At 57.1% G+C, this 26,684-nt stretch carries 27 protein-coding genes and 2 pseudogenes; 16 read left to right on the plus strand and 13 right to left on the minus strand.

Features of this window, described 5'->3' with window-relative positions:
* The first annotated feature begins 202 nt into the window (after window positions 1-202).
* Window positions 203-538 carry a universal stress protein UspB gene (uspB, locus tag DVA44_RS01285; protein WP_032615027.1) on the plus strand — a complete coding sequence of 112 codons (336 nt, stop codon included), beginning with the start codon at window positions 203-205 and terminating at the stop codon, window positions 536-538.
* Between the two features lie 56 nt (window positions 539-594).
* On the opposite strand, the gene pitA is transcribed toward uspB, so the two are convergent.
* Window positions 595-2,091 (minus strand): inorganic phosphate transporter PitA, encoded by a 1,497-nt coding sequence (gene pitA, locus DVA44_RS01290; protein ID WP_114316474.1) that lies wholly within the window; start codon window positions 2,089-2,091, stop codon window positions 595-597.
* Window positions 2,092-2,321: 230 nt separating this feature from the next.
* Between pitA and DVA44_RS01295 the strand changes: the two genes are divergently transcribed.
* From DVA44_RS01295 to DVA44_RS01305, 3 genes are all read left to right on the plus strand, one after another.
* Window positions 2,322-3,515, plus strand: coding sequence for an NAD(P)/FAD-dependent oxidoreductase (locus DVA44_RS01295; RefSeq protein WP_114388359.1), 1,194 nt, complete (start codon window positions 2,322-2,324; stop codon window positions 3,513-3,515).
* Window positions 3,516-3,641: 126 nt separating this feature from the next.
* On the plus strand, window positions 3,642-4,040 hold the full coding sequence (locus DVA44_RS01300; RefSeq protein ID WP_114385580.1) for an ion channel: 399 nt from the start codon (window positions 3,642-3,644) through the stop codon (window positions 4,038-4,040).
* Window positions 4,041-4,196: 156 nt separating this feature from the next.
* Window positions 4,197-5,222, plus strand: a complete 1,026-nt coding sequence (locus DVA44_RS01305) for a TerC/Alx family metal homeostasis membrane protein (protein ID WP_103177383.1) — start codon at window positions 4,197-4,199, stop codon at window positions 5,220-5,222.
* 82 nt (window positions 5,223-5,304) lie between these two features.
* Here the strand turns inward: DVA44_RS01305 and DVA44_RS01310 are convergent, their stop codons facing one another.
* From DVA44_RS01310 to DVA44_RS01320, 3 genes are all read right to left on the minus strand, one after another.
* Window positions 5,305-5,967, minus strand: a complete 663-nt coding sequence (locus DVA44_RS01310; protein WP_103824746.1) for an HAD family hydrolase — start codon at window positions 5,965-5,967, stop codon at window positions 5,305-5,307.
* 94 nt (window positions 5,968-6,061) lie between these two features.
* Window positions 6,062-6,856 (minus strand): SDR family NAD(P)-dependent oxidoreductase, encoded by a 795-nt coding sequence (locus tag DVA44_RS01315; protein WP_114385581.1) that lies wholly within the window; start codon window positions 6,854-6,856, stop codon window positions 6,062-6,064.
* A 48-nt stretch (window positions 6,857-6,904) separates the two neighbouring features.
* Window positions 6,905-7,771 carry a LysR family transcriptional regulator gene (locus DVA44_RS01320; protein ID WP_114385582.1) on the minus strand — a complete coding sequence of 289 codons (867 nt, stop codon included), beginning with the start codon at window positions 7,769-7,771 and terminating at the stop codon, window positions 6,905-6,907.
* Window positions 7,772-7,870: 99 nt separating this feature from the next.
* Between DVA44_RS01320 and DVA44_RS01325 the strand changes: the two genes are divergently transcribed.
* Window positions 7,871-8,377 (plus strand): phenolic acid decarboxylase, encoded by a 507-nt coding sequence (locus DVA44_RS01325; protein ID WP_103177379.1) that lies wholly within the window; start codon window positions 7,871-7,873, stop codon window positions 8,375-8,377.
* Between the two features lie 5 nt (window positions 8,378-8,382).
* Here DVA44_RS01325 and acpT read toward each other — a convergent pair whose 3' ends face one another.
* From acpT to DVA44_RS01340, 3 genes and pseudogenes are all read right to left on the minus strand, one after another.
* The gene (gene acpT, locus DVA44_RS01330) at window positions 8,383-8,964 is read right to left on the minus strand and encodes a 4'-phosphopantetheinyl transferase AcpT (RefSeq protein WP_114385583.1); all 582 of its coding nucleotides are present in this window, start codon (window positions 8,962-8,964) and stop codon (window positions 8,383-8,385) included.
* 2 nt (window positions 8,965-8,966) lie between these two features.
* Window positions 8,967-9,149 (minus strand): annotated as a pseudogene (locus tag DVA44_RS01335) (beta-ketoacyl-ACP synthase); the annotation flags it as partial.
* Between the two features lie 7 nt (window positions 9,150-9,156).
* Window positions 9,157-10,230, minus strand: coding sequence for an AI-2E family transporter (locus DVA44_RS01340; RefSeq protein ID WP_114316479.1), 1,074 nt, complete (start codon window positions 10,228-10,230; stop codon window positions 9,157-9,159).
* Between the two features lie 108 nt (window positions 10,231-10,338).
* Between DVA44_RS01340 and DVA44_RS01345 the strand changes: the two are divergent.
* Window positions 10,339-11,578, plus strand: a pseudogene (locus DVA44_RS01345) (MFS transporter).
* A gap of 4 nt (window positions 11,579-11,582) precedes the next feature.
* On the opposite strand, the gene DVA44_RS01350 reads toward DVA44_RS01345, so the two are convergent.
* Window positions 11,583-12,140: a DcrB family lipoprotein gene (locus DVA44_RS01350; RefSeq protein WP_114385584.1), complete on the minus strand. Its 558-nt coding sequence runs from the start codon at window positions 12,138-12,140 to the stop codon at window positions 11,583-11,585.
* Window positions 12,141-12,212: 72 nt separating this feature from the next.
* Window positions 12,213-12,878, minus strand: coding sequence for a 7-cyano-7-deazaguanine/7-aminomethyl-7-deazaguanine transporter (locus DVA44_RS01355; protein ID WP_114385585.1), 666 nt, complete (start codon window positions 12,876-12,878; stop codon window positions 12,213-12,215).
* 167 nt (window positions 12,879-13,045) lie between these two features.
* On the opposite strand from DVA44_RS01355, the gene tusA reads away from it, so the two are divergent.
* The 4 genes from tusA to DVA44_RS01375 all read left to right on the plus strand — a co-directional run bounded on the left by tusA (window position 13,046) and on the right by DVA44_RS01375 (window position 16,313).
* Entirely contained in the window at window positions 13,046-13,288 is a 243-nt protein-coding gene (gene tusA, locus DVA44_RS01360; RefSeq protein WP_114316481.1) for a sulfurtransferase TusA, read from the plus strand.
* Window positions 13,289-13,522: 234 nt separating this feature from the next.
* The gene (locus DVA44_RS01365; protein WP_114385586.1) at window positions 13,523-14,494 is read left to right on the plus strand and encodes a TRAP transporter substrate-binding protein; all 972 of its coding nucleotides are present in this window, start codon (window positions 13,523-13,525) and stop codon (window positions 14,492-14,494) included.
* A gap of 12 nt (window positions 14,495-14,506) precedes the next feature.
* Window positions 14,507-15,016, plus strand: coding sequence for a TRAP transporter small permease (locus DVA44_RS01370; RefSeq protein WP_103824757.1), 510 nt, complete (start codon window positions 14,507-14,509; stop codon window positions 15,014-15,016).
* A gap of 10 nt (window positions 15,017-15,026) precedes the next feature.
* Window positions 15,027-16,313, plus strand: a complete 1,287-nt coding sequence (locus DVA44_RS01375) for a TRAP transporter large permease (protein WP_114385587.1) — start codon at window positions 15,027-15,029, stop codon at window positions 16,311-16,313.
* Between the two features lie 80 nt (window positions 16,314-16,393).
* Here DVA44_RS01375 and zntA read toward each other — a convergent pair whose 3' ends face one another.
* Together zntA and DVA44_RS01385 are read right to left on the minus strand one after the other, a co-directional pair.
* Window positions 16,394-18,580 carry a Zn(II)/Cd(II)/Pb(II) translocating P-type ATPase ZntA gene (gene zntA / locus DVA44_RS01380; RefSeq protein ID WP_114385588.1) on the minus strand — a complete coding sequence of 729 codons (2,187 nt, stop codon included), beginning with the start codon at window positions 18,578-18,580 and terminating at the stop codon, window positions 16,394-16,396.
* Window positions 18,581-18,652: 72 nt separating this feature from the next.
* Entirely contained in the window at window positions 18,653-19,279 is a 627-nt protein-coding gene (locus DVA44_RS01385; RefSeq protein WP_114316485.1) for a lysoplasmalogenase, read from the minus strand.
* Between the two features lie 127 nt (window positions 19,280-19,406).
* Between DVA44_RS01385 and DVA44_RS01390 the strand changes: the two genes are divergently transcribed.
* Window positions 19,407-19,766 (plus strand): DUF2500 domain-containing protein, encoded by a 360-nt coding sequence (locus tag DVA44_RS01390; protein ID WP_103177367.1) that lies wholly within the window; start codon window positions 19,407-19,409, stop codon window positions 19,764-19,766.
* A gap of 63 nt (window positions 19,767-19,829) precedes the next feature.
* Here DVA44_RS01390 and DVA44_RS01395 read toward each other — a convergent pair whose 3' ends face one another.
* Both DVA44_RS01395 and rsmD read right to left on the minus strand, forming a co-directional pair.
* Entirely contained in the window at window positions 19,830-20,111 is a 282-nt protein-coding gene (locus DVA44_RS01395) for a DUF1145 family protein (protein WP_103177366.1), read from the minus strand.
* Window positions 20,095-20,697, minus strand: coding sequence for a 16S rRNA (guanine(966)-N(2))-methyltransferase (gene rsmD / locus DVA44_RS01400; protein ID WP_103824761.1), 603 nt, complete (start codon window positions 20,695-20,697; stop codon window positions 20,095-20,097). The genes DVA44_RS01395 and rsmD overlap by 17 nt, the downstream gene beginning before the upstream one ends.
* A gap of 138 nt (window positions 20,698-20,835) precedes the next feature.
* On the opposite strand from rsmD, the gene ftsY reads away from it, so the two are divergent.
* The 5 genes from ftsY to DVA44_RS01425 all read left to right on the plus strand — a co-directional run bounded on the left by ftsY (window position 20,836) and on the right by DVA44_RS01425 (window position 26,557).
* Complete coding sequence (gene ftsY, locus DVA44_RS01405; RefSeq protein ID WP_114316487.1) at window positions 20,836-22,332, plus strand: signal recognition particle-docking protein FtsY; 1,497 nt, start codon at window positions 20,836-20,838, stop codon at window positions 22,330-22,332.
* A 2-nt stretch (window positions 22,333-22,334) separates the two neighbouring features.
* Window positions 22,335-23,000 carry a cell division ATP-binding protein FtsE gene (gene ftsE, locus DVA44_RS01410; protein WP_103177363.1) on the plus strand — a complete coding sequence of 222 codons (666 nt, stop codon included), beginning with the start codon at window positions 22,335-22,337 and terminating at the stop codon, window positions 22,998-23,000.
* Window positions 22,993-24,051, plus strand: a complete 1,059-nt coding sequence (gene ftsX / locus DVA44_RS01415; RefSeq protein ID WP_103177362.1) for a permease-like cell division protein FtsX — start codon at window positions 22,993-22,995, stop codon at window positions 24,049-24,051. The genes ftsE and ftsX overlap by 8 nt, the downstream gene beginning before the upstream one ends.
* A 253-nt stretch (window positions 24,052-24,304) precedes the next feature.
* The gene (gene rpoH / locus DVA44_RS01420) at window positions 24,305-25,162 is read left to right on the plus strand and encodes an RNA polymerase sigma factor RpoH (protein WP_032614938.1); all 858 of its coding nucleotides are present in this window, start codon (window positions 24,305-24,307) and stop codon (window positions 25,160-25,162) included.
* A 297-nt stretch (window positions 25,163-25,459) separates the two neighbouring features.
* Complete coding sequence (locus tag DVA44_RS01425; RefSeq protein ID WP_103791337.1) at window positions 25,460-26,557, plus strand: branched-chain amino acid ABC transporter substrate-binding protein; 1,098 nt, start codon at window positions 25,460-25,462, stop codon at window positions 26,555-26,557.
* Window positions 26,558-26,684 lie beyond the last annotated feature (127 nt).

Below are 26,684 nucleotides of genomic sequence, written 5' to 3' on the forward strand. Positions count from 1 at the left end.
ATTTTCAAGCATTGGTGTTGATAACGATTAACCTTGTGGCAAAAAAATTAACGGATCTCCTACACTATTGAATAAGCCGTTCGGATAATAAAATGTGAAGCCGATCGGCTTTTGAGTCTCTCTATCACTGAACCGTCTGTCAGGGCATTGGGGTGCGGTAGTCCCGAAGCGTTGCTTCGAGGGCGGACGCCGGGGAGGAAGTATGATTAGCACCGTCGCATTGTTTTGGGCGTTATGTGTGGTTTGCATTGTGAATATGGCGCGTTATTTCTCATCCTTGCGCGCGCTATTAGTGGTACTGCGTGGCTGCGATCCGTTGCTTTATCAATATGTGGACGGCGGGGGATTCTTTACCTCGCACGGGCAGCCCAGCAAACAGATGCGCCTGGTGTGGTATATCTACGCCCAGCGTTATCGCGATCATCATGATGATGAGTTTATCCGTCGCTGTGAGCGCCTGCGTCGTCAGTTCATCCTGACCAGCGCACTGTGCGGCCTGGTGGTGGTGAGCATGATTGCTCTCCTCATCTGGCATTGAGCGCAAAAAAAAGCGGGCCAGTTACCTGACCCGCTCTTCGCGTAACCTGCCTGCAATTACAGGAATTGCAGGGAGATCCAGTACAGACCGCCAGACAGCAGAATCGATGCCGGCAGGGTAAATACCCAGGCCATCAGAATGCTGGTCACGGTTTTGCGTTGCAGACCACCGCCATCAACCAGCATGGTACCCGCCACGGACGAAGAGAGAACGTGGGTAGTGGATACCGGCATACCGGTGTAGCTGGCCAGACCGATAGAGACTGCCGCCGTCATCTGAGCGGACATCCCCTGGGCATAGGTCATGCCTTTCTTACCAATCTTCTCGCCAATGGTTGTTGCTACGCGACGCCAGCCAATCATCGTACCGAGACCCAGAGCCAGCGCGACCGCCATGATGATCCAGATCGGTGCGTACTCAATGGTGTTCAGCATGTCGACTTTCAGCTTCTTCAGCAGACGTTTGTCGTCGGCAGAGACTTCAGGCAGCTTAGCCACTTTGTCGGTGACGTCGGAGATGCACAGCATGATGCGGCGCATCTGGCCACGCTGCTCTACGGAGAGCTTGTCGTAGCTTTCAACGTCCGTCAGCATGCCTTTTGCGCGCTCCAGGGCGCTGATCGCATTAGCCGGATGGCAATGGAACTCCGCCGGTTTGGTAGCGCCCGCTTCCGGAGAAGGGATCAGCTGGTCAACGCCGGTCGCTTTTTTCAGCAGGTCAGGACGCTGCTGGAAATAGGTTTCAACGTTGTTGATGGCATCACGGGTACGGGTAATTTCGTAACCGGACGCATTCATATTCACTACGAAGCCCGCCGGGGCCACGCCGATCAGCACCAGCATCACCAGACCAATGCCTTTCTGACCGTCATTTGCGCCGTGCGAGAAAGCCACGCCGATAGCAGAGATGATCAGAGCGATACGCGTCCAGAATGGCGGCTTCTTCTTGCCGTCTTTCTTTTCACGCTCGGCTGGCGTCAGGTGGATACGGGCACGTTTTTTGGTACCGCTCCAGTAACGACGCAGCAGGAAGATCAAACCACCCGCCACAACCAGACCGACAATCGGGGAAATAATCAGTGAACCGAAAATACCCAGAACTTTAGGGATGTTCAGTGCGTCCACCACAGACGTACCGGTCATCAGCGCATTGGTTAAACCAATACCGATGATAGCGCCGATCAGCGTATGGGAACTGGATGCTGGCAGGCCGAAATACCAGGTACCGAGGTTCCAGATAATTGCAGCAAACAGCAGGGAGAAGACCATAGCAAGGCCATGACCAGAGCTGACGTTCAACAGCAGATCCGTTGGCAGCATATGCACAATGGCGTAGGCTACGCTCAGACCTCCCAGAAGAACACCAAAGAAGTTAAACACTGCAGCCATCACCACCGCAACTTGCGATCGTAATGCCCGGGTGTAGATAACCGTTGCCACTGCGTTTGCAGTATCGTGGAAGCCGTTAATCGCTTCGTAGAACAATACAAAGGCCAGAGCAAGCAAAAGTAAAAGCCCGGTATGGAAATCCAGGCCAGCAAACAAATGTAGCATAGGACGTTACGCCATTTTGAGGACATGAACGCGGCGCATTATCCAGGACAAATGCGCAACGGGCAAAGTGAAATATAGCCTTTTTTTGATTTGCTTACTGACATAAGCGTAGCAGCAAAAGAATTACTTTTTAAATTTCAAAGAAATGCATGAAATTACAGATTTTTACGCTGGTGCGTTTCTTGAGGAAACTTTACAATTCGCGCCCTGAAAACCAGGAGGATCGAGACGTGGAAAAGTACGATGCCATCATTATTGGCGCAGGTGCGGCGGGTTTATTCTGTGCGGCGATGGCCGGACAGGCAGGACGCCGGGTTCTGCTGCTCGATAACGGCAAAAAACCAGGTCGTAAAATCCTGATGTCTGGTGGGGGTCGCTGCAACTTTACTAACCTTTATATCGAACCTGCGGCCTATCTGAGCCAGAACCGACATTTTTGCAAATCTGCGTTAGCGCGCTACACCCAGTGGGACTTCATCGACCTCGTGGGTAAACATGGAATAGCCTGGCATGAAAAAACGCTGGGGCAATTATTTTGCGACGATTCCGCGCAACAAATCGTCGATATGCTGGTGGCGGAGTGTGAAAAAGGCCAGGTTACCCTGCGACTTCGCAGCGAAGTGCTGGATGTAGCGCGTGACGACGCAGGGTACACGCTGCAGCTTAATGGCGAAACCGTGAGCGCAGAAAAACTGGTGATTGCCAGCGGCGGGCTCTCAATGCCGGGGCTGGGTGCCACGCCGTTTGGCTATAAAATTGCCGAGCAGTTTGGCCTGAAGGTACTCCCGACCCGTGCCGGCCTGGTGCCATTTACCCTGCATAAGCCGCTGCTGGAGCAGTTGCAAACGCTCTCCGGCGTCTCGGTGCCGTCGGTGATTACCGCCGAAGACGGTACGGTGTTTCGTGAGAATCTGCTGTTCACCCATCGCGGCCTCTCCGGTCCGGCGGTACTGCAAATCTCCAGCTACTGGCAGCCGGGCGAGTTCGTCACCATCAATTTAGTGCCGGATTGCGATCTGGAGAGCTTCCTCAATGAGCAGCGGGCGGCGCACCCTAACCAGAGCCTGAAAAACACCCTGGCAATGCAGCTGCCGAAGCGGCTGGTGGAGTGCCTGCAGCTGCTGGGGCAAATTCCCGATGTGTCGTTGAAGCAGCTCAACAGCCGTGACCAACAGACGCTGGTGGAGACCTTAAGCGCCTGGCGCGTCCAGCCCAACGGCACCGAAGGGTATCGCACCGCGGAAGTGACGCTGGGGGGCGTGGACACCAACGAACTCTCTTCGCGCACCATGGAGGCCCGCAACGTGCCGGGACTCTATTTTATCGGCGAGGTCATGGACGTCACCGGCTGGCTGGGTGGCTATAACTTCCAGTGGGCGTGGGCCAGCGCCTGGGCCTGCGCAGAGGCGCTGGCAGGAAGGTAGTGCTCCGGCGCAACGATAGCGCCCTTGTCTCGCCCCCATCCGCTACACTGCATCTCAAACGTTCCGCTATTTTACGCCCTGTTCAGCTGAGCAGGGCGTATTGCGTTACCTTTCAGAGAGTGTGATATGCAGCTTGTGAGCATTATTATTTTGATCAACCTGACGGTGATCATTCATTCCACATGGATGTTTATTATCCTGAAGTTCATCAACCTGAATGTGGAATCGGTGATCCGCGTTGTGTTCCGCAATATCGTTATCATCATGACTGCCCTGTTTGCCCATCTGCTTGAAGCCAGCCTGTTTGCCGTTTTCTATCGCTTCGTCGGCGCATTTACTGACTGGAACACCAGCTTCTATTTCTCGCTGGTCAGCTACGCTACAGTGGGATACGGCGATGTCACGTTGCCGGAGCACTGGCGACTGATTGGCGGGGTGGAAGGGCTGGTTGGCGCACTGATGGTTGGCTGGTCAGTGGCGGTGCTGGTGGCCGTCCTGCAGCGGCTGCGCGGCATGAGCCAGTAAAGCGCCGATGGCAGAACCTCCGCATTGTGAGGTAAAGTACACTCCCTCACGCAGGGTTATGCGTTTTAAGAGGAGAGCCGGTAAACGGTCCCTCTTTTTCTTTACTGGCTTCGCCAGTCTGCATGGTGTGTATTTTGTCTTCAAAAAGGGTTGTCTATGTCCTCTGCTCATCTCGGTTTCCCGACGGAAACCGTTGTTGTTTTTGTGGTTATGGCTGTCGGGGCGATGTTTATCGACCTCTTCATGCATCGCCATGACAAACCAATTTCACTGAAAAGCGCCTCACTCTGGTCCCTCTTCTGGGTGATGATGGCGATGGCGTTCGCCGGGTTCCTCTACGTGCATCACGGTGCCGAAGTGGCGAGCCTGTTCCTCACCGGTTACGCCCTGGAAGAGGTGCTCTCCGTTGATAACCTCTTCGTGATGATGGCAATCTTCGCCTGGTTTGGCGTGCCGGATCAGTATCGTCACCGGGTGCTCTATTGGGGGGTGATTGGCGCGATTGTCTTCCGCGGGATCTTCGTCGCTATCGGCACCAGCCTGCTGAGCCTGGGGCCATACGTTGAAGTGGTCTTCGCCCTGATTGTGGCCTGGACGGCGGTAATGATGCTTAAACGCGGCGAAGAGCAGGACGAGATTGAGGATTACTCCCAGCATCTGGCTTACCGCGCGGTAAAACGCTTCTATCCGATCTGGCCAAAAATCACCGGTAACGCGTTTCTTCTCAGCCAGAAAGAGGTGGATGCCGAGCTGGCTAAGCCTGAAAACCAGGATGTGATGGTCGGGCGGGTGAAGAAGGCGAAGCGCTATGCCACGCCGCTGCTGCTCTGTGTGGCGGTGGTGGAGCTGTCAGACGTGATGTTCGCCTTTGACTCGGTGCCCGCGATCATTGCGGTCAGCCGCGAGCCGCTGATTATCTACAGCGCCATGATGTTCGCCATCCTCGGCCTGCGTACCCTCTACTTCGTGCTGGAGGCGCTGAAGCAGTATCTGGTGCATCTGGAGAAAGCGGTGATCGCGCTGCTCTTCTTCGTCGCCTTTAAGCTTGGTCTGAACGCGACGGATCACTTCTGGCACCATGGCTACGGTATCGGCGCTACGGCGAGTCTGTTGGTGGTGTTGGGCGTGCTGGCGGCGGGGATTCTGGCGAGCCTGCTGTTCCCGGGGAAACGGGAAGCCTGACGGATTTTGCCCGGCGGCGCTGTGCTTGCCGGGCCTACAAGCCCTGTAGGCCGGGTAAGGCGAAGCCGCCACCCGGCAGGGTTTACAGTTTGATCGGTGAGTTGCGGCGCGCGCGCGGCGGATGGAAATGACGCCAGTGCGGATCCTGCGCCGCCGCCAGCAGCTCGTGGTCGCCACGGGTGTCGCCCCAGGCGCGCACGTGGTAGTTGGTCAGGCTGCCGTACACGCTCTCCAGCCGGGCCACCTTCTGCGCACAACGACAGTTATGGCCGGTGATCCGCCCGGTCAGCTTGCCCTCTTTGACTTCAAGCTGGGTGCCGATAAGCTTAATGCCGAGTTTGTCGGCCCACGGCTGCAACACCAGCGCCGGGGAGGCAGAGCAGATGGTCACTTCCGCGCCGGAGTTGACTTCCGCCGCCACCGCCAGCACCCCCTGCGGGCGCATCAGTTTGTCCCAGTACTTTTCGCAGAACCGCTCTGCCTGCTCACGCAGCCAGTGCTCATCCACGCCAGTCAGGAAGGTTTTGATCAGCACCTCTTTCAGTTCATCACGGGTCAGCTTGCGGCGTACGCAGTGAAGGGTGGGCAAGGCCATCCGCACCAGGCGACCGGCAAAGTAGCGCTTACCGAACGCAAAGCGTAAGAAGGGGATAAAGCTGTCGTGATGGGTCAGCGTGCCATCAAAGTCGAACACGGAGAGGACGCTGGATTTTGCCATCGCCTCATCGGCAATCATATTGGTCATAACAGAGTCTTAGCGTAAATTCACATTCTGTCCTCAGTTTACCTGCTTTAGCGTCAGATGCCACCCGCCAGCGGACAGGCGGCCATCGGCAGCGCTAGATAATATCGTCCACCACGCCGCCATCCACGCGCAGCGCCGCGCCGGAGGTAGCAGATGCCTGCTGGGAACAGACGTAAACCACCATGTTCGCCACCTCGTCTACCGTGGCGGCCCGCTGGATCACCGAGCTTGGGCGGTTTGCCATCACGAACTCTTTCGCCAGCGTCTCCAGGGATTTGCCAGTTTTCTCTATTTCGTCTTTCATCATTTCAGCAAAGCCGTCCGACATCGTCGGCCCAGGCAGGACGCTGTTCACGGTGACACCACTCCCGGCGACAAATTTTGCCAGACCGCGCGCCAGAGAGAGCTGAGCGGTTTTGGTGACTCCATAGTGGATCATGTCCGCCGGAATATTGCAGGCTGACTCCGAGGAGATAAACACCACCCGGCCCCAGCCTTTTTGCACCATGCCGGGCAGCAGGGCACGTGACAGTCGCACACCGGACATCACGTTGGTTTGCCAGTAGTGATTCCAGGTCTCGTCGTCGGTGGCGTAAAAATCCTGGGGGCCGTAGATCCCGGCGTTATTGACGAGGATATCGACACCCGAAGCGACCCGGAGCAGAGCATCCACCCCTTCCTGCGTACTGAGGTCGGCAATGGCGGCCCGCACCTGAACGCCCGGTATCTGCTGCTGCAGCTGCTGGATGCCCCGGTTAACCGAGTCGACGCTGCGTCCGTTAACAATCACCTCGGCGCCGCTCTCTGCCAGCCCTCTGGCAATGGCGAAACCAATACCGCCTGTGGAGGCGGTCACTAACGCCACTTTTCCCGTAAGATCGATTTTCACGGTCTGCTCCTTGTCATATTTGAAGTTCAGACCATTAAGCGTAGCAGTTCACCTTTGCGACGGCTGGCTGAAGAGGTGCAGTAAGGTTTCCACCTGTTCGTCGAGCGGGGCAAGCGTGCGTTTTACAATCAGATGCAGCGGTGTAGCACGGCGCGTACCGTGGTTCAGGGGCACCGTTTTCAGCACACCGGTTTCCAGCTGTTGCTGAATTCGCTCTTCCGGCAGCCAGCCATACCCCACCTGATACATCACCGCATCGATAGCGGCATCGATGGTGGAGAAGGTCCAGGCTTCGCCGCCGGGAGGCGCGGCGTAGTTCTGCCCGGCGATCTGGATGAGTGGCCAGGAGCGTAGCATTTCATCAGTGAGCGGCGTATCGAGTTCAAACAGCGGATGCTCCCGATGCGCCACGGCGACGAAGTCGATATTCATCAGCCACTCGCCGCGCCCGGTCACATCATGGCGGCGGGTTAGCACCATCACGTCGGCTTCGCTCTGGGCCAGCGCCTCGCCGGCGTTCTCAAGTATTTCGGTCAGATTCACCTCGGTTTGCGGATAGCGCTGTTGAAACTGGCGCAGAATGGCAAACAGGTGACGGCGAGGGAAAATGCTGTCCACCACCACATCCAGTCGGGTACGCATCCCGTTGCGTAGCGTCGTGGCGCGCGTCTCTAACAGGGTAAAGGCGTTTAGCAGCGGTTTGACCTGATTTAACAGTAGCTCCCCTTCCGGGGTCAGCACCGCCTTACGTCCCGCCTGAACCAGCAGCGCCACGCCCAGCCGCTCCTGCAACAACGCCAGGTTATAACTGACGGAAGATTGGCTGCGATGCGTCTCCTCTGCGGCGCGGGCAAAGCTGCCCAACTCAACGACGCGTTCCAGCAGCGACCATTGCTCAAGGGTAGTTTTGTGCATAACTCATCTAATTTTTGAATGAATTTGATTAAATCATAGCGTTATTCATCCAATTTTTGCAGGCGTAAGATGGGCTCATTGAAACAGAGGAGACAGTATATGAGCCAGTTTGATAAACATGATTTGAGCGGTTTCGTCGGCAAACATTTGGTCTACACCTACGATAACGGCTGGAACTACGAGATTTATGTCAAAAACGAGCAGACGCTCGACTACCGTATTCATAGCGGGATCGTGGCAAACCGTTGGGTAAAAGATCAGCAGGCTTATATCGTTCGCGTGGGCGAGAGTATTTATAAAATCTCGTGGACTGAACCGACCGGTACCGATGTGAGCCTGATTGTGAATCTCGGCGACAAGCTGTTCCACGGCACTATCTTCTTCCCGCGTTGGGTGATGAATAACCCGGAAAAAACCGTCTGCTTCCAGAACGATCATATTCCGCTGATGGTCTCTTATCGCGAGGCGGGCCCGGCCTACCCAACCGAAGTCATCGATGAGTTCGCCACCATTACCTTTGTGCGCGACTGCGGTGCCAATAACGATGCTGTCATTGACTGTGCTGCCAGCGAGTTGCCGGCAGACTTTCCGAATAATTTGAAATAAGCGGGTTACAGAACCTGAAGTGCATCGTTATGGAGGGGGAAGGGCGTTGGCGTACAGACCGCGAGGCTGAGTTCGCCGCGCTGAAAGTGGCTGACGCAGAGCGCCGACCTTAAGGTGCTGTCGATACTGACAATCTGCCAGGGGCTGCCGCCGCGCTGTTTGACGATCGCCTCTTTACGTGTCCAGATGCGCCAGAAGGCCGACAGTTTTGCCTCCGGCGCCTCCCGCTCCAGCTCGTCATGTTCGGCGAGGCTAAAGACGGCGTTAGCCAGCGCCTGCCAGTTATCCCGCGGACGGATCACTTCGATATCGCAGCCCACTTCGCCTTCGTCGCTTAACAGCAGGGCGATATCATCCCCGCTGTGGCTCAGGTTAAACCAGTAGGGTCTGGCATCGACGAAGGCCGGTTTGCCCTGTTCACCGAAGACAATTTCCGGTACCGGGGCGGGCGATAACGCCCGGGCGAGCAGCGCCCGGCCAGCCAGCCAGGGAAGTCGGCGCGCGCCCTGCGGCGCCTGCTCAGAAAGCGCTGACGCCAGAGGGTCAGCGCTGAGGGTAGAAATTTTTCCCAGTAAGAACTGGTACATAGTCACGCCCAGCGTTTAATGATTATGGAAGTATTAATGCCGCCGAACGCGAAGGTGTTGCTTTGAAGATATTCGCAGTCAATATGACGGGCTTCACCCATAATATAATCTAACGCGCCGCATTGCTCATCCGGTTGTCTTAAATTGATGGGCGGCGCGAACCAGCCCTCACGCCGCCAGCGCATACATCTCTTATCCCGGCAGCCTGCTTTTTGGTCTGCCTGGGCCAAGCAGGATCGCCAGTTTGCTGCCGCCCCGGGTGGTCTCCATCCAGATCTTACAGACGCTGGTGAGCGGCACGGAAAGTAACATCCCCACCGGGCCGAGCAACCAGCCCCAGATCAATAACGACAGGAATACCACCAGGGTGGACATCCCCAGCCGGTGACCCATCATTCGCGGCTCCACGATATTGCCCAGCACCATGTGGACGATAAGGAACAGCGCCCCCACCATCATGCATTCGTAAAAACCGTTGAACAGGAAGGCCTGGATCATCGGCGGTACGGCGGAGATCACCGCGCCGATATTAGGCACATAGTTCAGCAGGAAGGCCAGCACGCCCCACATCAGGGCAAACTGCACGCCCAGCAACGTCAGCCCCAGCCAGACAATGGCCCCGGTCCACAAACTCAGCAGCGTTTTCAGCGCCAGATAGTGCGACACACCTTTTAGCGCGCGGTGTAAACCGGCGATGTGGATCTGCGGATTATTGAGGGCAAAACGCATCTTGTACGGCACGTGGCGCACTTCAAACAGCATAAAGACCACGGTCATCACCAGCAGCAGGACGCTGGCCATCGCCCCGGAAAGCTGGGTCATCAGCGCAGTGGCAAAGGTCATTACTTTCTCTGAATCCATCCGTCTCAGCATGCGCTCCGGGGAGAAGTGCAGGTTGAGGAACGGGAACATTTGCTGCAGACCGACAATTTTGCGCGTCAGCTCTTTGTTGTATTTCGGCAGCATAGCGGCAAATTCATTGAGCGAGGCCGCCAGCACCCCAAACAGCGCCGTCAGCCCAATCAGCATCACCACCACCACAATGGTGATGGCAACAGGGCGGCTCACCCCCCGGCGCAAAAACCAGGTGACGAGTGGGTTAAGGACGATGGCGAAAAAGAGCGCCAGCAATAGCTGAACGAGAATATCTGCTGCGGCATGAATACCTGCCAGGATCACCACCAGACAGGCCAGCTTCATTAAAATATGGAGACCCGCTTTATCAGCGGGTGGAAGACCCGTTTTATCGGGCGGCGTGATTATCATGATTATTCCTCTTATATGATGCTCCTAAGTGTAGTGCGCCCGCAGCGCTTCGGCTGACGCCGTTAATCTTAAAGTCGCTGCTGCATTTCTCTTCCTGGCGTGGTAATAGTGAAACACTGTTGTAAAAATTCTGGTGAACCTGATGCCCGAACCTGCCGCCGAACCGGCACTGAGTGGATTGCGCCTCAACCTGCGTATTGTTTCCGTCGTGATTTTCAACTTTGCCAGCTACCTGACCATCGGCCTGCCGCTGGCCGTCCTGCCGGGCTATGTGCATGATATTATGGGATTTAGCGCCTTCTGGGCGGGTCTGGTCATCAGCCTGCAATACTTCGCCACCCTGTTAAGCCGCCCCTATGCCGGGCGCTATGCCGATCTGTTCGGGCCAAAGAGCATTGTGGTGCTGGGGCTGTGCGGCTGCTTCCTGAGCGGGGTGAGCTATTTCCTGGCCGGGCTGACCAGCGCCTGGCCGGTGGTCAGCCTGGCGCTGCTCTGTTTTGGCCGGGTGATCTTAGGCATCGGACAAAGCCTCGCCGGAACGGGCTCAACGCTGTGGGGCGTGGGGGTAGTGGGAGCTTCGCACATCGGGCGGGTGATCTCCTGGAACGGCATCGTCACCTATGGCGCAATGGCGATGGGCGCGCCCCTTGGCGTGCTCTGCTATCGCTACACCGGCCTGAGCGGGCTGGCGTTGACCATTATGGGGGTGGCGCTGCTGGCGATCCTCTTCGCCCTGCCACGTCCGAAAGTGAAGGCCAGCAAAGGCAAGCCGATGCCGTTTCGCACGGTACTGGGGCGCGTCTGGCCGTACGGCATGGCGCTGGCGCTCGGTTCGGCGGGTTTTGGGGTCATCGCCACCTTCATTACGCTGTTTTACGCCGATAAAGGCTGGGACGGCGCGGCCTTCGCGCTGACGCTCTTTAGCTGCGCCTTCGTCGGCACCCGCCTGCTGTTCCCGAATGGCATCAACCGGCTGGGCGGGCTGAACGTGGCGATGATCTGCTTTAGCGTTGAGATCCTCGGCCTGCTGCTGACCGGCATCGCTGAGGCGCCCTGGATGGCGCGGATCGGAGTGTTCCTCGCGGGGGCGGGCTTCTCGCTGGTCTTCCCGGCGCTGGGGGTAGTGGCGGTCAAGGCGGTACCGCAGCAGAATCAGGGCGCGGCGCTGGCGACCTATACGGTGTTTATGGATATGTCGCTGGGGGTGACCGGGCCGCTGGCCGGGCTGGTGATGGCCTGGGCCGGGGTGCCGGTTATCTATCTGGCGGCGGCGGGGCTGGTGGCGGTGGCGTTACTGCTGACGTGGCGGCTAAAAAAATGGCCTCCGGAGGAGGCCATTTCATCGTGATAACTTACTGAATCACGAGGGTATTGATGATGTTCTCTGCGGCAGTTTGCGCTTTCTGCTGATCGTCAGCAGGCAGCGTGATCTGCAGGGTCAGCAGCTTGTTGTCCACTTTGCCCAGCACCACGGAGGAGTAAGCGGTCTGGCCTTTGGCAGAGATAATGCTGTCCAGCTGTTGCAGATTGTGGCCTTTCAGATCGATGGATTTGTTGGTGACCACCTGCAGCTGCGGGTCGCGGCTGCGCTGCTGATCTTCCAGACGTTTCGCCAGCACGCCCAGGTCTTCATTGGTGTCGTCGCCGACGATCACAATCACCGCTTTCTGCCCGGTGGCATCGGAATAGACGTGCATATTGTTCGCCTGCGTGCCCAGCTTGCCGCTCTGATCGGTCATATCCGCTGGCAGTGAGAAACTGAGTTTGCCATCCATCAGGCTGACCGGCTGACCCGTGGCGTTGCTTTCCGCAGACGCAGCCTGAGCTGGCGTTTTCGTGTCGCTGTTATCACAAGCGGCCAGCCCCATCACCAGCAGGCCAATCCCGACATATTTAACCAGATTGCGCATTACATTCTTCCTTTCGATAAACGGCCATAACGGCGCATCAATCCATCTTATCACAACTGTTCAGGGGAACCTTTAACCTGCCCGTAATGCTGAAATTTCAGATTTATCCTCGAATCTTTTCAGCAACATATTCAGCAGTACGCCGTACATCGGCAGGAAGAAGACCAGGCTGATAAGCACCTTGAAGGCGTAATCCACGAGGGCAATTTCCATCCAGTGTTCGGCCATAAACGCATCCGGGCTGCGCCAGAAGGCGATAAAGAAAAAGGCCAGCGTATCGCTGACGTTGCCAAACAGCGTGGATGCGGTCGGCGCCATCCACCAGAGATGGTTCTGGCGCAGGCGATTAAAGACATGCACGTCGAGGATCTGCCCCAGTGCATAGGCCATAAAGCTGGCGGCGGCGATACGGGCGACAAACAGGTTGAAGTGCGTCAGCGCCTCAAAGCCCTGCCAGCTTCCCATATAGAATAGCGAGGAGATCGCGTACGACACAAACAGCGCCGGAAGCATGACGGCAAAAATAATGCGTCGGGCCAGCGGGGCGCCAAAGATACGAACGGTAAGATCGGTCGCAAGGAAGATAAACGGGAAACTGAATGCGCCCCAGGTGGTATGAAAACCAAAAATGGAGATCGGCAGCTGTACCAGGTAGTTACTGGAGGTGATTACCAGCAGATGGAAAAGCGAAAGCCAGAACAACGCTTTTACGCGCTGCGATTGAGAGAACTGCGTCATATTGTGACCTTTTTAAGAGTTGGGGTGAGGGAACCCAATAAACCGGCCGCATCATACTGCTTTCATTGCGCTTTGCAACGGCTAATTTTTACGCAATCGTTAACCTGGTTTGCTTTGCCCAGCCTGGGGCGTAAACTACTGCCGTTTTTTATCTGAACGAGACGACGATGACCGATCTGTTTTCCAGCCCAGACCATACTCTTGACGCCCAGGGCCTGCGCTGCCCGGAACCCGTTATGATGGTGCGCAAAACCGTGCGCACGATGCAAACCGGCGAGACGCTGTTAATCATTGCCGACGATCCGGCTACCACCCGTGATATCCCCGGCTTTTGCACCTTTATGGAACACGAACTGCTGGCACAGGATACCGCCTCGCTGCCGTATCGTTATCTGATCCGCAAAGGCTGATAAACCCTTTGAATCTGTAGGCCGGGTAGGGCGACGCCACCACCCGGCATGCCCCCCTGCTCGGGCCTGAAAGGCCATTTCGTTTGAACTCCATCACCAATTTGAACCATTGTTTCAAATTTTAGCGCTTTTTTGTGAGGCGCTTCACCCTCGTTTTCCAGGCCTTAGGCTAGTTTTGAAGCTGAAAACTAAAACGCCGTTCCAACGCTTACCTCATACCCTGGAGTTGACTCAATGAAAACGACCATCAAGCCGTTGCTGGCCGCTCTGTGTCTGTCTGCTTTTGCTGCCTCTGTCTCTGCTCAAACCATTAAAGCTGCTGATGTGCATCCTGAAGGCTACCCGAACGTGGTGGCGGTGGAGCATATGGGTGAAAAACTTAAACAACAAACCGACGGCAAGCTGGAGATCAAAGTCTTTCCGGGCGGCGTACTGGGTGATGAAAAGCAGATGATTGAGCAGGCGCAGATGGGCGCTATCGATATGATCCGCGTCTCCATGGCGCCGGTTGCGGCCATCCTGCCGGATATCGAAGTCTTTACCCTGCCGTATGTTTTCCGTGATGAAGACCACATGCACAAGGTGATCGACGGCGACATTGGTAAGCAGATCGGCGACAAACTGACGGCGAACCCGAAATCGAAGCTGGTCTTCCTCGGCTGGATGGACTCCGGCACCCGTAACCTGATCACCAAAGATCCGATTGTTAAACCGGAAGATTTGAAAGGTAAGAAAATCCGCGTTCAGGGCAGCCCGGTGGCGCTGGCCACGTTGAAAGATATGGGCGCCAACTCAGTGGCGATGGGGGTAAGCGAGGTCTACAGCGGCATGCAGACCGGCGTTATCGACGGCGCAGAGAATAACCCACCCACCTTTATCGCCCACAACTACATGCCGGTGGCCAAAAACTACACCCTGAGCGGCCACTTTATCACCCCGGAAATGCTGCTCTACTCCAAAGTGAAGTGGGACAAGCTGAGCGCCGACGAGCAGGAAAAAATTAAGACCCTGGCCCGTGAAGCGCAGATGGAGCAGCGTAAGCTGTGGCAGGCCTACAATGACGAAGCGCTGGCGAAGATGAAGGCGGGCGGCGTGCAGTTCCACGACATCGACAAGGCGGTGTTCGTTAAAGCGACCGAGCCGGTGCGCGCCCAGTATGGTGAAAAACATCAGGATCTGATGAAAGCCATCGCTGACGTTAAGTAAGCCGGAGTATTTATGTCCGAACTCTATCTGAAATGGATGGACCGTCTCTACCTGCTGGCGATGGCCGTTGCCGGGCTGTCGCTGCTGGTGATGACCATCGTTATCCCGATTGGCATCTTTTCGCGCTACGTACTCAACCGCGGTGAGTCGTGGCCGGAGCCGGTTGCCATTATCTGCATGGTGACCTTCACCTTTGTCGGCGCGGCGGTGAGCTACCGCGCCGGATCGCACATTGCGGTGAATATGCTTACCGACAGACTACCAGACTCACTGAAGACGATCTGTGCACGGGTGGTGGATCTGCTGATGCTGGTCATCTCCGGCATCATGTTCTGGTACAGCTACCTGCTGTGCATTGAGCTCTGGGACCAGCCGGTCGCAGAGTTTCCGATTATGACCTCCGGCGAAAGTTATCTGCCGCTGCCGGTCGGGTCGGCGATTTTGATCCTGTTTGTGCTTGAGCGCCTGCTGTTTGGCTCTCAGGAAAACCGCCCGGTCGTACTGATCGGCAACCACAGTTAAGGGGTGAACAATGGATGCATTTGTTTTGTTATTCACCCTCGCCATTTTGCTGGCGCTGGGGATGCCGGTGGCCTTTGCCGTCGGCTTAAGCGCCGTGGCTGGCGCGCTGTGGATTGACCTGCCGCTAGAAGCATTAATGATCCAAATTACCAGCGGGGTGAACAAGTTTACCCTGCTGGCGATCCCGTTCTTTATCCTCGCGGGGGCGATCATGGCGGAAGGGGGCATTGCCCGGCGGCTGGTTAACTTCGCCTATATCTTTGTCGGCTTTATTCGCGGCGGGCTGTCGCTGGTGAATATCGTCGCCTCCACCTTCTTCGGCGCCATTTCCGGCTCCTCGGTGGCGGATACCGCCTCCATCGGGACCGTAATGATCCCGGAGATGGAGAAGAAGGGCTATCCACGCGAATATGCGGCGGCGGTCACCGCCAGCGGCTCTGTGCAGGCGATTCTGATCCCACCCAGCCATAACTCGGTGATCTACTCCCTGGCGGCAGGCGGCACGGTCTCTATCGCCACGCTGTTTATCGCGGGCGTACTGCCGGGTCTGCTGCTGGGCATGGGGCTGATGGCGCTCTGTTTATGCTTCGCGCGCAAGCGCGGCTACCCGAAAGGGGAGCGCATTCCGTTCAAGCAGGCGTTAAAAACCATGCTGGATGCGCTGTGGGGCCTGATGACGGTGGTGATTATTCTCGGCGGGATCCTGTCGGGTATCTTTACCGCAACGGAGTCTGCGGCGGTCGCCTGCCTGTGGGCCTTCTTCGTCACCATGTTTATCTATCGCGACTACAAGTGGAACGAGCTGCCGAAGCTGATGTGCCGCACGGTCAAAACGGTTACCATCGTGATGATCCTGATTGGCTTTGCCGCGGCCTTTGGTGCGGTGATGACCTACATGCAGCTGCCGATGCGCATCACCGAGTTCTTCACCTCGCTCTCGGATAACAAGTACGTCATTCTGATGTACCTCAACATCATGCTGCTGCTGATTGGCACCCTGATGGACATGGCGCCGATCATCCTGATCCTGACGCCGGTTCTGCTGCCGGTGACTAACGCCCTGGGTATCGATCCGGTGCATTTCGGCATGATCATGATGGTTAACCTCGGGATCGGCCTGATTACCCCGCCGGTAGGATCGGTGCTGTTCGTCGCCAGCGCGGTGAGCAAGCAGAAGATCGAAGCCGTAGTGAAGGAGATGCTGCCGTTCTACGCCATGCTGCTGCTGGTGCTCGGAATGGTGACCTACATTCCGGCGATTTCGCTGTGGTTGCCACACATGTTGGGTATGCAATAGCTGTTGTGCCGGGCGGCGCTACGCTTGCCCGGCCAGGAAAATCGCAGGCCCGGTAAGGCGCAGCCGCCACCGGGCTTTTTTTATCGACGACGCAATAACCGTAGCGCGTTGGCCGTCACCAGCACCGTCGCCCCGGTATCCGCCAGCACCGCCAGCCATAATCCCGTCATGCCCAGCAGGGTGGTCACCAGGAAAATTCCCTTCAACCCCAGCGCGATAGTAATGTTCTGCCGGATATTGGCGTGGGTAGCGCGCGCGAGGCTTATCATCTGCGCCAGACCGGTCAGGCGGTTGTGGGTGAGGGCCGCGTCGGCGGTCTCCAGCGCCACATCGGTGCCGCTGCCCATTGCAATGCCAAGGGTTGCCGCCTTCATCGCCGGGGCGTCGTTAATCCCGTCGCCGACCATCGCCAGCGGCGTTTCTGCGTTTAAAACCGACACCGCCTGCACTTTATCCGCCGGCAGCAGCCCCGCCCGGAAATCCAGCCCCAGTTCGCTAGCAATGGCCGCGGCGGCGCGCGGGTTATCCCCGGTGAGAATCACACCTTTGATCCCCAGCTGATGCAGGGCCTGCACGGCCTCTTTCGCATCATCCCGCAGGGTGTCGCGCAGCGTAATAAGCCCCTTGGCCGCACCGTCCTGGATCACCATCACCACCGTCTGTCCGGCCTGCTCCAGGGTAGTGATTTGCGCCGCCAGGTGCGGGGCAGGGAATTTATCCGCGGCGCAAATCAGCACTTTACTGCCCGCGACCTCGGCTTCAATCCCGGAGCCCATCAGCGCCCGCTGCGCGGTCGCCGCCGCAATCGTCAGCCCGCGGGCTTTTGCTTCACGCACAATCGCCTGTGCCAGCGGGTGGGTGGAACCCTGCTCCACCGCCGCCGCCAGCGCCAGCAGGTCGTTTTCGCCGCTGTCGAGCGGATAGATGCCCGTCACCTGAGGTTTGCCGACCGTCAGGGTACCGGTTTTATCGAAGGCCACCTGCTGCACCTGCGCCAGCTGCTCCAGCGCTGCCCCACCCTTAATCAACGCGCCACGTCGCGCCGCGGCTGCCAGCCCGGAGGTGATCGCCGCAGGCGTCGAGATCACCAGCGCGCACGGACAGCCAATCAGCAGCAGGGTCAGCCCCTTGTAGATCCAACCCTCCCAGGGCGCGCTGAACAGCAGCGGTGGCACTACGGCAACCAGCAGGGCGATGAGCATTATCGCCGGGGTATAGAGGCGGCTGAAGCGGTCGATAAAGCGCTCCACCGGGGCGCGGCGCGCTTCCGCCTCTTCGATCAGCTTCAGGATGCGGTCGATGGCGCTCTCGCCCGGCTCCGACAGCACCGTCAGCTCGACCAGACGATCGACGCTGGTGGCTCCCGCCGGCACTTTTTCGCCCGCGGTGCGATCGACCGGGATGGACTCGCCGGTGAGGGCGCTTTCGTCAAAGCTGGCGGCGGCGGTGAGCAGCGTCCCGTCGGCAGGTAGACGGCCCCCGGCGGCGACTTCGATCACATCCCCCGGGCGCAGCCCGGCAATGGGCACGGTTTTGCGCTCGCCGTTGATTATCTGCGTGGCGGTTTCCGGTTTCAGCGCCATCAGCGCGCTCACCCCTTTGCGCGCCCGGCTCGCCGCCCAGCCCTCCAGCCGTTCGCCGATTAAAAACAGCAGCAGCACCATCGCCGCTTCCGCCGTGGCACCGATAAACAGCGCCCCGATGGCGGCCACGCTCATCAGCGTCTCAATGGCGAACCAGCTGCCGCTTTTCATCAGACGCAGCGCCTGACGGGCCACCGGCCAGAGCCCGACCAGCGTGGTGGCGATAAAGGCGATATTGCCGAGGGGAGAGTTAAAGTGCGCCAGACCCCAGCTCAGGGCCATCAACACCGTCAGCGTGAGGAGCGGGAGGTTATCGCGCAGCATGGAGGATTTTTCGACCGGCGCGTTTTCATTGCGCAGCGTGTAGCCTGCCTTCACTACCGCGGCCTCGACCTGGCCGCTGACGTCGCTTGTGGCATCAACCAGCAGCTTTTGCGTGGCAAACAGCACCTGGACATGGTTCACTCCCTCCACCTGGCGAACGGCGTTTTCCACTTTGCGCGCGCAGGCGGCGCAGTCCATGCCGTTGACCACCCAGCTGTAACGCTCGCCCTCGACAGGCAGCACGGTTTCGGCCTGCGGTGGAGCGTGATTCGCGCTACAGCAGGCCTCTTTTGCGGGAAGGGGGGCGAGTTTAAGCGCCGCGAACTGCGGCACTTTTTTCGGTGTTTCTGGAGTCGACATGGCACTCTCCGGCAATGATAATTTTCTCATTAACCGCAGCATACACTCTGGAGTCGACTCCAGAGTCAAGCGTTAAATATAGAGCGAACGCACGATCAGGAAGTGCCCGGCAAAATAGCAGGCGGCGGCAATGGCATTATCGGCGCGGAAACGGCGACGGTAATGGCTACCCAGCCAGACAATATTGCTCAGCAGCAGGAGCGTGGCCCCCACGAAAGCCGACAGCGCCGGGGCCGTCGGACGGAAGAACCACAGCTCGCCCGCCAGCCACACCATCACCAGCGTCATGGCGATAAACGTACAGATTGGCCAGCGCATCTCCTCCAGACGCGTCCAGACCACCGCTATCAGCACCGCGCCAACGACCAGCAGCGCCAGCGGCAGTGGCCAGAAGAAGGAGAGCGTCATCTGGCTGGCAAAATAGATGGTATAGAGCAGATGCGATAAGAAGAACGCCCCCACGGCATAGAGCAAGCGCTGGCGCGGCAGCAGGGTCAGGGCATCGCCCACCAGCGACGCGCAGAGCCCGGCGAGCACCAGGTAGCTGACGGCGTTAAACATTGGCGCCTGCCAGGCCAGCAACAGGAGCAGCAGTAAGGTGACGGGTTTAAACAGCCAGCGCTGCCAGGCAGGGCCGCGGTAGGACGCATCGACATATAGCCATGCGGAGAAACAGACAGCGATAAATGACCAAAGCATATTAAGTCCCTGTATCTGTTATTGTTGAATAAACAGTTTCACTTCAGTGTAGTGGTGCAGACGGGCCAATAGCAATGCACAGCGTGGCACGCTATCCTGATTTCAGCCTGGTCTTAAGGATTGTCTAATGAGCAAGATGCCGCTCTTTTTTATTATCGTTCTGGCAATTATCGTCGTTGCAGCGTCATTTCGCTTTGTGCAGCAGCGTCGGGAAAAGGCCGATAACGACGCCGCGCCGCTGCTGCAAAAGCGGGTGGTGGTGAGCAATAAACGGGAAAAAGCCCTCAACGACCGGCGCTCGCGTCAGCAGCAGGTTACGCCTGCCGGCACCAGCATGCGCTATGAAGCGAGCTTTAAGCCGGAAAGCGGCGGTCTGGAGATGACCTTTCGCCTCGACGAGAAGCAGTACCATCAGCTGACGGTGGGGGATAAAGGAACGTTGCGTTACAAGGGGTCACGGTTTGAGGGGTTTGATCCGGCGCCGTAGTCAGCCAGCCCGCACGAAACGTAGGCCCGGTAAGCGCAGCGCCACCGGGCAGAAGGCCGCAGGTTACTTCTTCGCCTGCGCCTTAAACTTCTTCATCCACACCAGCAGCTCAAACACGCCGAAGATAAAGACGCGGGCCTGCTGCCAGCCGGTCATCTGCGGACCGTCTTTCGGTAATCCGTTTTTTAGCATCACCATCTGCAGGGCATGCATAAACGAGGTAAAAATCAGCGCCACGTTAACAAAAATGTTCATCGGGCGTGGGAACGGGTGGACGAGGTTGAGGAGCAAAAATGCCCAGACCCCCAGCATCAGCAAACGACCCAGATTAATCAGTACCGGCATCAGTCTCTCCTTGTGATTGACGGTGATAAAGACGATAGGCGACCTGTCCGGCCACTTTCTCCCGGTGCAGATCCCAGTGGGCGGGCACCGGCGGTAAACCGTTTTCTACCTCGCTCTCGACGTAGATTAGCGCATCATCCGCCAGCCAGCCGTTGTTTTCCAGCAGCGTTAGCGTCTCTTCCAGCAGCCCTTTGCGGAACGGCGGATCGACAAATACTACATCGTGTGGAGTACCCGCCTGGGCCAGAAACGCGAGGGTATTGGTGTTAACGACGCGGGCATGCGCCGCTTTCAGCGTCACCAGGTTTTGCTGTAACTGCTGGGCGACACTGCGATCCATCTCCAGCAGCGTGGTGCTGGCGGCGTAGCGTGACAGGGCTTCAAGGCCGAGCGCGCCGCTTCCGGCGAAGCAGTCCAGGCAACGGGCATCTACCATTGAAGGTGCCAGCCAGTTAAACAGCGTCTCACGGACGCGGTCGGTGGTCGGGCGCAGGCCGGGGCTGTCCGGGACGGGAAGTTTACGGCCACGCCACTGGCCGCCGATGATGCGAATTTGGCCCGCGGCAGCACGGTTGGGTTTCTTCATATTGTTGCTCAGGTCACTCGTACGGCCTGCGTTTTGCAGGCGGTGATGTGCGTTAAGTTAAGTGATAAACTATTTCATCATTTTTTTAGCTTCCATGTATATAGCGCCAGTAATTAACCGCGAGGGGTGTAGTCGCAGATGGCAAAAGAGAAAAAACGTGGCTTCTTTTCCTGGCTGGGATTTGGTCAAAAAGAGCAGGAAACCGAGCAGCAGAACGAAGAACAACAGAGCGCAGAACAGCCCGCAGCGGTTGAACAGCCGCAGCCTGAAACCCCTGTTGAAACCGTCGCTGACGTAGAAGCAGAAACGCGCACCCACAGCCCGCAAGAGACCGAAGCCTTTGCTGAAGAGGTGGTTGAGGTTACAGAGCAGGTTCAGGAGCGCGAAAAACCGCAGCCGGTTGAACCGGAGCCTGTCGCCGTTGAGCCAGAACCTGTCGCGGTCGAGGAGATTGTCGAGCCGGTCACGGAGGAGCTCCCGCCGCAGGCTGTCGAGCATGAAGAATTACCGCTGCCGGAAGAGATCGCTGAAGAGAGTAAAGAGGCGATTCCGGAAGAGTATCTGCCAGAAACCGAAGAAGAGACGATCAGCGACGAAGAGCTCGAAGCGCAGGCGCTGGCGGCTGAGGCGGCTGAAGAGGCGGTGATGGTTGTCCCGGTCGCCGACGAGAACGAGCCGGTTGAAGAGATTGTTCAGGAGCAGGAAAAACCAACCAAAGAAGGTTTCTTCGCGCGCCTGAAACGCAGCCTGATTAAAACCAAAGAGAACCTCGGTTCCGGATTTATCAGTCTGTTCCGCGGTAAAAAAATCGACGATGATCTCTTTGAAGAGCTGGAAGAACAGCTCCTGATTGCCGACGTTGGCGTGGAAACCACCCGCAAAATCATCAGCAGCCTGACGGAGAGCGCCAGCCGTAAACAGCTGCGCGATGCCGAAGCGCTCTACGGCCTGCTGAAAGAAGAGATGGGTGAAATTCTCGCAAAAGTTGACGAACCGCTTAATATTGAAGGCAAAATGCCATTTGTTATTCTGATGGTTGGCGTAAACGGCGTGGGTAAAACCACCACCATCGGCAAGCTGGCGCGTCAGTTTGAACAGCAGGGTAAATCGGTGATGCTGGCCGCGGGGGATACCTTCCGTGCTGCCGCCGTTGAGCAGCTGCAGGTGTGGGGCCAGCGCAACAATATTCCGGTGATTGCCCAGCACACCGGCGCAGACTCCGCATCGGTGATTTTCGATGCGATTCAGGCGGCGAAAGCGCGCAATATCGATGTCCTGATTGCCGATACCGCAGGGCGTCTGCAGAATAAATCGCACCTGATGGAAGAGCTGAAGAAGATCGTCCGCGTGATGAAAAAGCTGGACGAAGATGCACCGCATGAAATTATGCTGACTATTGATGCCAGCACCGGACAGAACGCCATCAGTCAGGCGAAGCTGTTCCATGAAGCGGTAGGGCTGACCGGGATCACGCTGACCAAGCTGGATGGCACCGCGAAAGGCGGGGTGATCTTCTCGGTAGCGGATCAATTTGGTATTCCTATCCGCTACATCGGTGTTGGCGAACGTATCGAAGATTTACGTCCGTTTAAATCGGGCGACTTTATTGAGGCACTTTTTGCCCGAGAGGATTAACAATGATTCGCTTTGAACACGTCAGCAAGGCCTATCTCGGTGGGAGACAAGCGCTGCAGGGAGTGACATTCCACCTGCAGCCGGGCGAGATGGCATTTCTGACCGGCCACTCCGGCGCGGGGAAAAGTACCCTGCTCAAGCTTATCTGTGGGATCGAACGGCCAAGCGCCGGGAAAATCTGGTTCAGCGGCCACGACATTAGCCGCCTGAAAAACCGCGAAGTGCCGTTTCTGCGTCGGCAGATCGGCATGATTTTCCAGGATCACCATCTGCTGATGGACCGCACGGTCTTCGACAACGTGGCGATCCCGCTGATTATCGCGGGCGCCAGCGGGGATGATATTCGTCGTCGCGTGTCGGCGGCGCTGGATAAGGTCGGGCTGCTGGACAAAGCGAAGAACTTCCCTATCCAGCTCTCCGGCGGTGAACAGCAGCGCGTGGGCATTGCCCGCGCGGTGGTGAATAAACCGGCGGTGCTGCTGGCGGATGAACCGACCGGTAACCTGGACGACGCCCTTTCCGAAGGGATCCTGCGTCTGTTTGAGGAGTTTAACCGCGTGGGGGTGACAGTACTGATGGCGACGCACGACATGGGGCTGATTGCTCGTCGTTCGTACCGCATGCTGACGCTCAGCGACGGTCATTTGCACGGAGGCCTCGGTGAATAAGCGTGACGCAATGAACCAGATGCGGCAGTTTGGCAGCAAACTTGACCGTTTTCGTAAATCGGCAGGCGGCCCGGGAGAGGGCAACCGCAATGCGCCGAAGCGCAGCAAATCCGCGCCAAGACCCAACTCGCGCAAAACCAACGTGTTTAACGAGCAGGTGCGTTACGCCTTCCAGGGCGCGCTGCAGGATCTAAAAAGTAAACCGTTCGCCACCTTCCTGACGGTCATGGTGATCGCCATCTCCCTGACCCTGCCCAGCGTCTGCTACATGGTCTACAAAAACGTTAATCAGGCGGCGTCGCAGTACTATCCTTCTCCGCAGATCACCGTTTATCTCGATAAATCCCTCGACGATAACGCCGCTGCCCAGGTCGTGGGTCAGCTGCAGGCCGAGCAGGGGGTCGAGAAGGTGAACTACCTGTCGCGGGAAGACGCGCTGGGCGAGTTCCGTAACTGGTCCGGGTTTGGCGGCGCGCTGGATATGCTGGAAGAGAACCCTCTGCCAGCGGTGGCGGTGGTGATCCCCAAACTGGATTTCCAGGGCACCGAGTCGCTTAACACCCTGCGCGATCGCGTCTCCCGTATCCACGGCATTGATGAGGTGCGGATGGACGACAGCTGGTTCGCCCGTCTGACGGCGCTGACTGGCCTGGTCGGGCGCGTTGCGGCGATGATCGGCGTGTTGATGGTAGCGGCGGTGTTCCTCGTTATCGGCAACAGTGTGCGCCTGAGCATCTTTGCCCGTCGCGACACCATTAACGTGCAGAAGCTGATCGGCGCCACCGACGGTTTCATCCTGCGTCCGTTCCTGTATGGCGGCGCACTGCTCGGTTTTGCTGGTGCATTTCTTTCACTGATTTTGTCAGAAATTTTGGTGATGCGACTTTCCGCCGCGGTAACCGAAGTGGCGCAGGTTTTTGGAACTAAGTTTAATATCAGTGGCTTATCCTTCGACGAGTGCCTGTTATTGCTGCTGGTTTGCTCGATGATCGGCTGGATAGCGGCCTGGTTAGCAACCGTGCAACATTTACGTCACTTTACCCCTGACTAAAAAATCTCTGGTATAATCTTTCCCTGCATTGAGAATCACCGTGCAGGGAAAGAGCCTTTCGTTGACTCTGACCCGCATCATCATCTTCATGTCACATTTTGTGCGTAATTTATTCACAGTTTCACTCGGAACTTGTGGATAAAATCACTGTCTGATAAAAGAGTGAGTGATATTCTCGTTGCTCATTAATTCTGGCATGTTCGTTGCCTGATGGGGACAAACCGCCGCCAGAAAAATTGATTGAGAGGAATGAATGACCAAAGAAATGCAAACTTTAGCTTTAGCCCCTGTTGGTAACCTGGAATCTTACATCCGGGCCGCTAACACCTGGCCGATGTTGACGGCCGAGGAAGAAAAGGAGCTTGCTGAAAAGCTGCATTACCAGGGCGATCTGGAAGCAGCTAAGACGCTGATCCTGTCTCACCTGCGCTTTGTTGTTCACGTTGCTCGTAATTACGCGGGCTACGGCCTGCCGCAGGCAGACCTGATCCAGGAAGGTAACATTGGCCTGATGAAGGCGGTGCGTCGCTTCAACCCGGAAGTGGGTGTGCGTCTGGTCTCCTTTGCTGTGCACTGGATCAAAGCGGAAATCCACGAATACGTGCTGCGTAACTGGCGTATCGTGAAGGTCGCCACCACCAAAGCACAGCGTAAACTGTTCTTTAACCTGCGTAAAACCAAGCAGCGTCTGGGCTGGTTCAACCAGGACGAAGTGGAAATGGTTGCGCGCGAGCTGGGCGTGTCCAGCAAAGACGTGCGTGAGATGGAATCGCGAATGGCCGCGCAGGACATGACCTTTGATATGTCCTCTGACGACGATGCCTCCGACAGCCAGCCGATGGCCCCGGTTCTCTATCTGCAGGATAAGTCATCTAACTTTGCCGACGGCATTGAAGATGATAACTGGGAAGAGCAGGCCGCCAACAAGCTGACCTATGCAATGGAAGGCCTTGACGAGCGTAGCCAGGATATCATCCGTGCCCGCTGGCTGGACGAAGACAACAAGTCCACCCTGCAGGAGCTGGCCGACCGCTATGGTGTCTCCGCTGAACGTGTGCGTCAGCTGGAAAAGAACGCCATGAAAAAACTTCGCGCCGCTATCGAAGCGTAATCCCCGCGAAGCTCCCCGATAACCCTCGAATGCAAATTCGGGGGTTTTGTTTTTTTAGCGCCCGTACTGGCAAATACTCCCCTCCTGGCAAACAGTTACCTGACGCCGTGTGCTGACTCGTTAAAGCCTCGCTTACCTTATATACATTACAAAATAGCTATTCCAATTCGATAAAAATGGGGTATGTTTTAGCAGAGTATGCTGAAAAGTCGCGTACGGCAGACGCATAATTGAAATAAAGCGCCAAAAAACAACATCACAACAAACACAATAACCATCACAATGGGGATTCTCAGGATGAATATGAAGGGTAAAGCCTTACTGGCAGGATGTATCGCGTTGGCTTTCGGCACCGCTCAGGCTGATATCAAAGTGGCCGTTGTCGGCGCAATGTCCGGTCCGGTAGCCCAGTACGGCGATCAGGAGTTCACAGGTGCAGAGCAGGCGGTTGCCGACATTAATGCCAAGGGCGGTATCAAAGGCGAAAAGCTGCAGATCGTAAAATATGATGATGCCTGCGACCCGAAACAAGCGGTTGCGGTTGCCAACAAAGTGGTGAATGACGGCATCAAATACGTTATCGGCCACCTCTGCTCCTCTTCCACGCAGCCTGCGTCTGACATCTACGAAGATGAAGGCATTCTGATGATCACCCCAGCGGCTACCGCGCCGGAGCTGACCTCCCGTGGCTATAAGATGGTCATGCGTACCACCGGGCTGGACTCTGACCAGGGCCCAACCGCAGCGAAATATATCGTTGAGAAAGTGAAGCCGAAGCGTATCGCCATTGTCCATGACAAGCAGCAGTACGGTGAAGGCCTGGCGCGTTCCGTGCAGGACAACCTGAAAAAAGCGAACGCTAACGTGGTCTTCTTCGACGGTATCACTGCCGGTGAGAAAGATTTCTCTACTCTGGTGGCGCGCCTGAAGAAAGAGAACATCGATTTCGTTTACTACGGGGGTTATCACCCGGAGATGGGCCAGATCCTGCGTCAGTCTCGCGCTGCCGGTCTGAAAACGCAGTTCATGGGTCCGGAAGGGGTGGCGAACGTCTCCCTGTCTAACATCGCCGGTGAATCTGCGGAAGGCCTGCTGGTGACCAAGCCGAAGAACTACGACCAGGTTCCTGCCAACAAACCGATCGTAGACGCCATCAAGGCGAAGAAACAGGATCCAAGCGGAGCCTTTGTCTGGACCACCTACGCGGCGCTGCAAACCCTGCAGGCGGGCCTGAATCAGTCCGCTGAACCGGCTGACATCGCTACCTGGCTGAAAGCGAACTCCGTTGAAACCGTAATGGGGCCGCTCTCCTGGGATGAGAAAGGCGACCTGAAAGGCTTTGAATTCGGCGTGTTTGACTGGCATGCCAACGGTACGGCGACCGACGCCAAATAATCCTCAGGGCGAGCGTCTCATCGCTCGCCCTTTTTTTATCTTCTCGAATTCCCTCCTCTGACATCATCCCCGTCGTTTCGCGCTCGTCCGCTATTCCATTTCGCTAATCTCAAAAAATGTGATCATA

Origin of the sequence: Leclercia sp. W17, assembly GCF_003336325.1 — a bacterium.
Taxonomy (GTDB): domain Bacteria; phylum Pseudomonadota; class Gammaproteobacteria; order Enterobacterales; family Enterobacteriaceae; genus Enterobacter.

Coding starts and splice junctions, on each gene's coding strand:
- rpoH (WP_032614938.1), top strand. CDS start 24,305: ATGACCAAAGAAATGCAAACTTTAGCTTTAGCCCCTGTTGGTAACCTG.
- uspB (WP_032615027.1), top strand. CDS start 203: ATGATTAGCACCGTCGCATTGTTTTGGGCGTTATGTGTGGTTTGCATT.
- rsmD (WP_103824761.1), bottom strand. CDS start 20,697: ATGAAGAAACCCAACCGTGCTGCCGCGGGCCAAATTCGCATCATCGGC.
- DVA44_RS01300 (WP_114385580.1), top strand. CDS start 3,642: ATGCAGCTTGTGAGCATTATTATTTTGATCAACCTGACGGTGATCATT.
- DVA44_RS01340 (WP_114316479.1), bottom strand. CDS start 10,230: ATGATAATCACGCCGCCCGATAAAACGGGTCTTCCACCCGCTGATAAA.
- DVA44_RS01390 (WP_103177367.1), top strand. CDS start 19,407: ATGAGCAAGATGCCGCTCTTTTTTATTATCGTTCTGGCAATTATCGTC.
- DVA44_RS01310 (WP_103824746.1), bottom strand. CDS start 5,967: ATGACCAATATGATTGCCGATGAGGCGATGGCAAAATCCAGCGTCCTC.
- DVA44_RS01325 (WP_103177379.1), top strand. CDS start 7,871: ATGAGCCAGTTTGATAAACATGATTTGAGCGGTTTCGTCGGCAAACAT.
- DVA44_RS01375 (WP_114385587.1), top strand. CDS start 15,027: ATGGATGCATTTGTTTTGTTATTCACCCTCGCCATTTTGCTGGCGCTG.
- DVA44_RS01365 (WP_114385586.1), top strand. CDS start 13,523: ATGAAAACGACCATCAAGCCGTTGCTGGCCGCTCTGTGTCTGTCTGCT.
- DVA44_RS01355 (WP_114385585.1), bottom strand. CDS start 12,878: ATGACGCAGTTCTCTCAATCGCAGCGCGTAAAAGCGTTGTTCTGGCTT.
- DVA44_RS01370 (WP_103824757.1), top strand. CDS start 14,507: ATGTCCGAACTCTATCTGAAATGGATGGACCGTCTCTACCTGCTGGCG.
- DVA44_RS01320 (WP_114385582.1), bottom strand. CDS start 7,771: ATGCACAAAACTACCCTTGAGCAATGGTCGCTGCTGGAACGCGTCGTT.
- ftsE (WP_103177363.1), top strand. CDS start 22,335: ATGATTCGCTTTGAACACGTCAGCAAGGCCTATCTCGGTGGGAGACAA.
- DVA44_RS01395 (WP_103177366.1), bottom strand. CDS start 20,111: ATGCCGGTACTGATTAATCTGGGTCGTTTGCTGATGCTGGGGGTCTGG.
- zntA (WP_114385588.1), bottom strand. CDS start 18,580: ATGTCGACTCCAGAAACACCGAAAAAAGTGCCGCAGTTCGCGGCGCTT.
- DVA44_RS01350 (WP_114385584.1), bottom strand. CDS start 12,140: ATGCGCAATCTGGTTAAATATGTCGGGATTGGCCTGCTGGTGATGGGG.
- DVA44_RS01385 (WP_114316485.1), bottom strand. CDS start 19,279: ATGCTTTGGTCATTTATCGCTGTCTGTTTCTCCGCATGGCTATATGTC.
- acpT (WP_114385583.1), bottom strand. CDS start 8,964: ATGTACCAGTTCTTACTGGGAAAAATTTCTACCCTCAGCGCTGACCCT.
- DVA44_RS01305 (WP_103177383.1), top strand. CDS start 4,197: ATGTCCTCTGCTCATCTCGGTTTCCCGACGGAAACCGTTGTTGTTTTT.
- tusA (WP_114316481.1), top strand. CDS start 13,046: ATGACCGATCTGTTTTCCAGCCCAGACCATACTCTTGACGCCCAGGGC.
- DVA44_RS01425 (WP_103791337.1), top strand. CDS start 25,460: ATGAATATGAAGGGTAAAGCCTTACTGGCAGGATGTATCGCGTTGGCT.
- ftsY (WP_114316487.1), top strand. CDS start 20,836: ATGGCAAAAGAGAAAAAACGTGGCTTCTTTTCCTGGCTGGGATTTGGT.
- pitA (WP_114316474.1), bottom strand. CDS start 2,091: ATGCTACATTTGTTTGCTGGCCTGGATTTCCATACCGGGCTTTTACTT.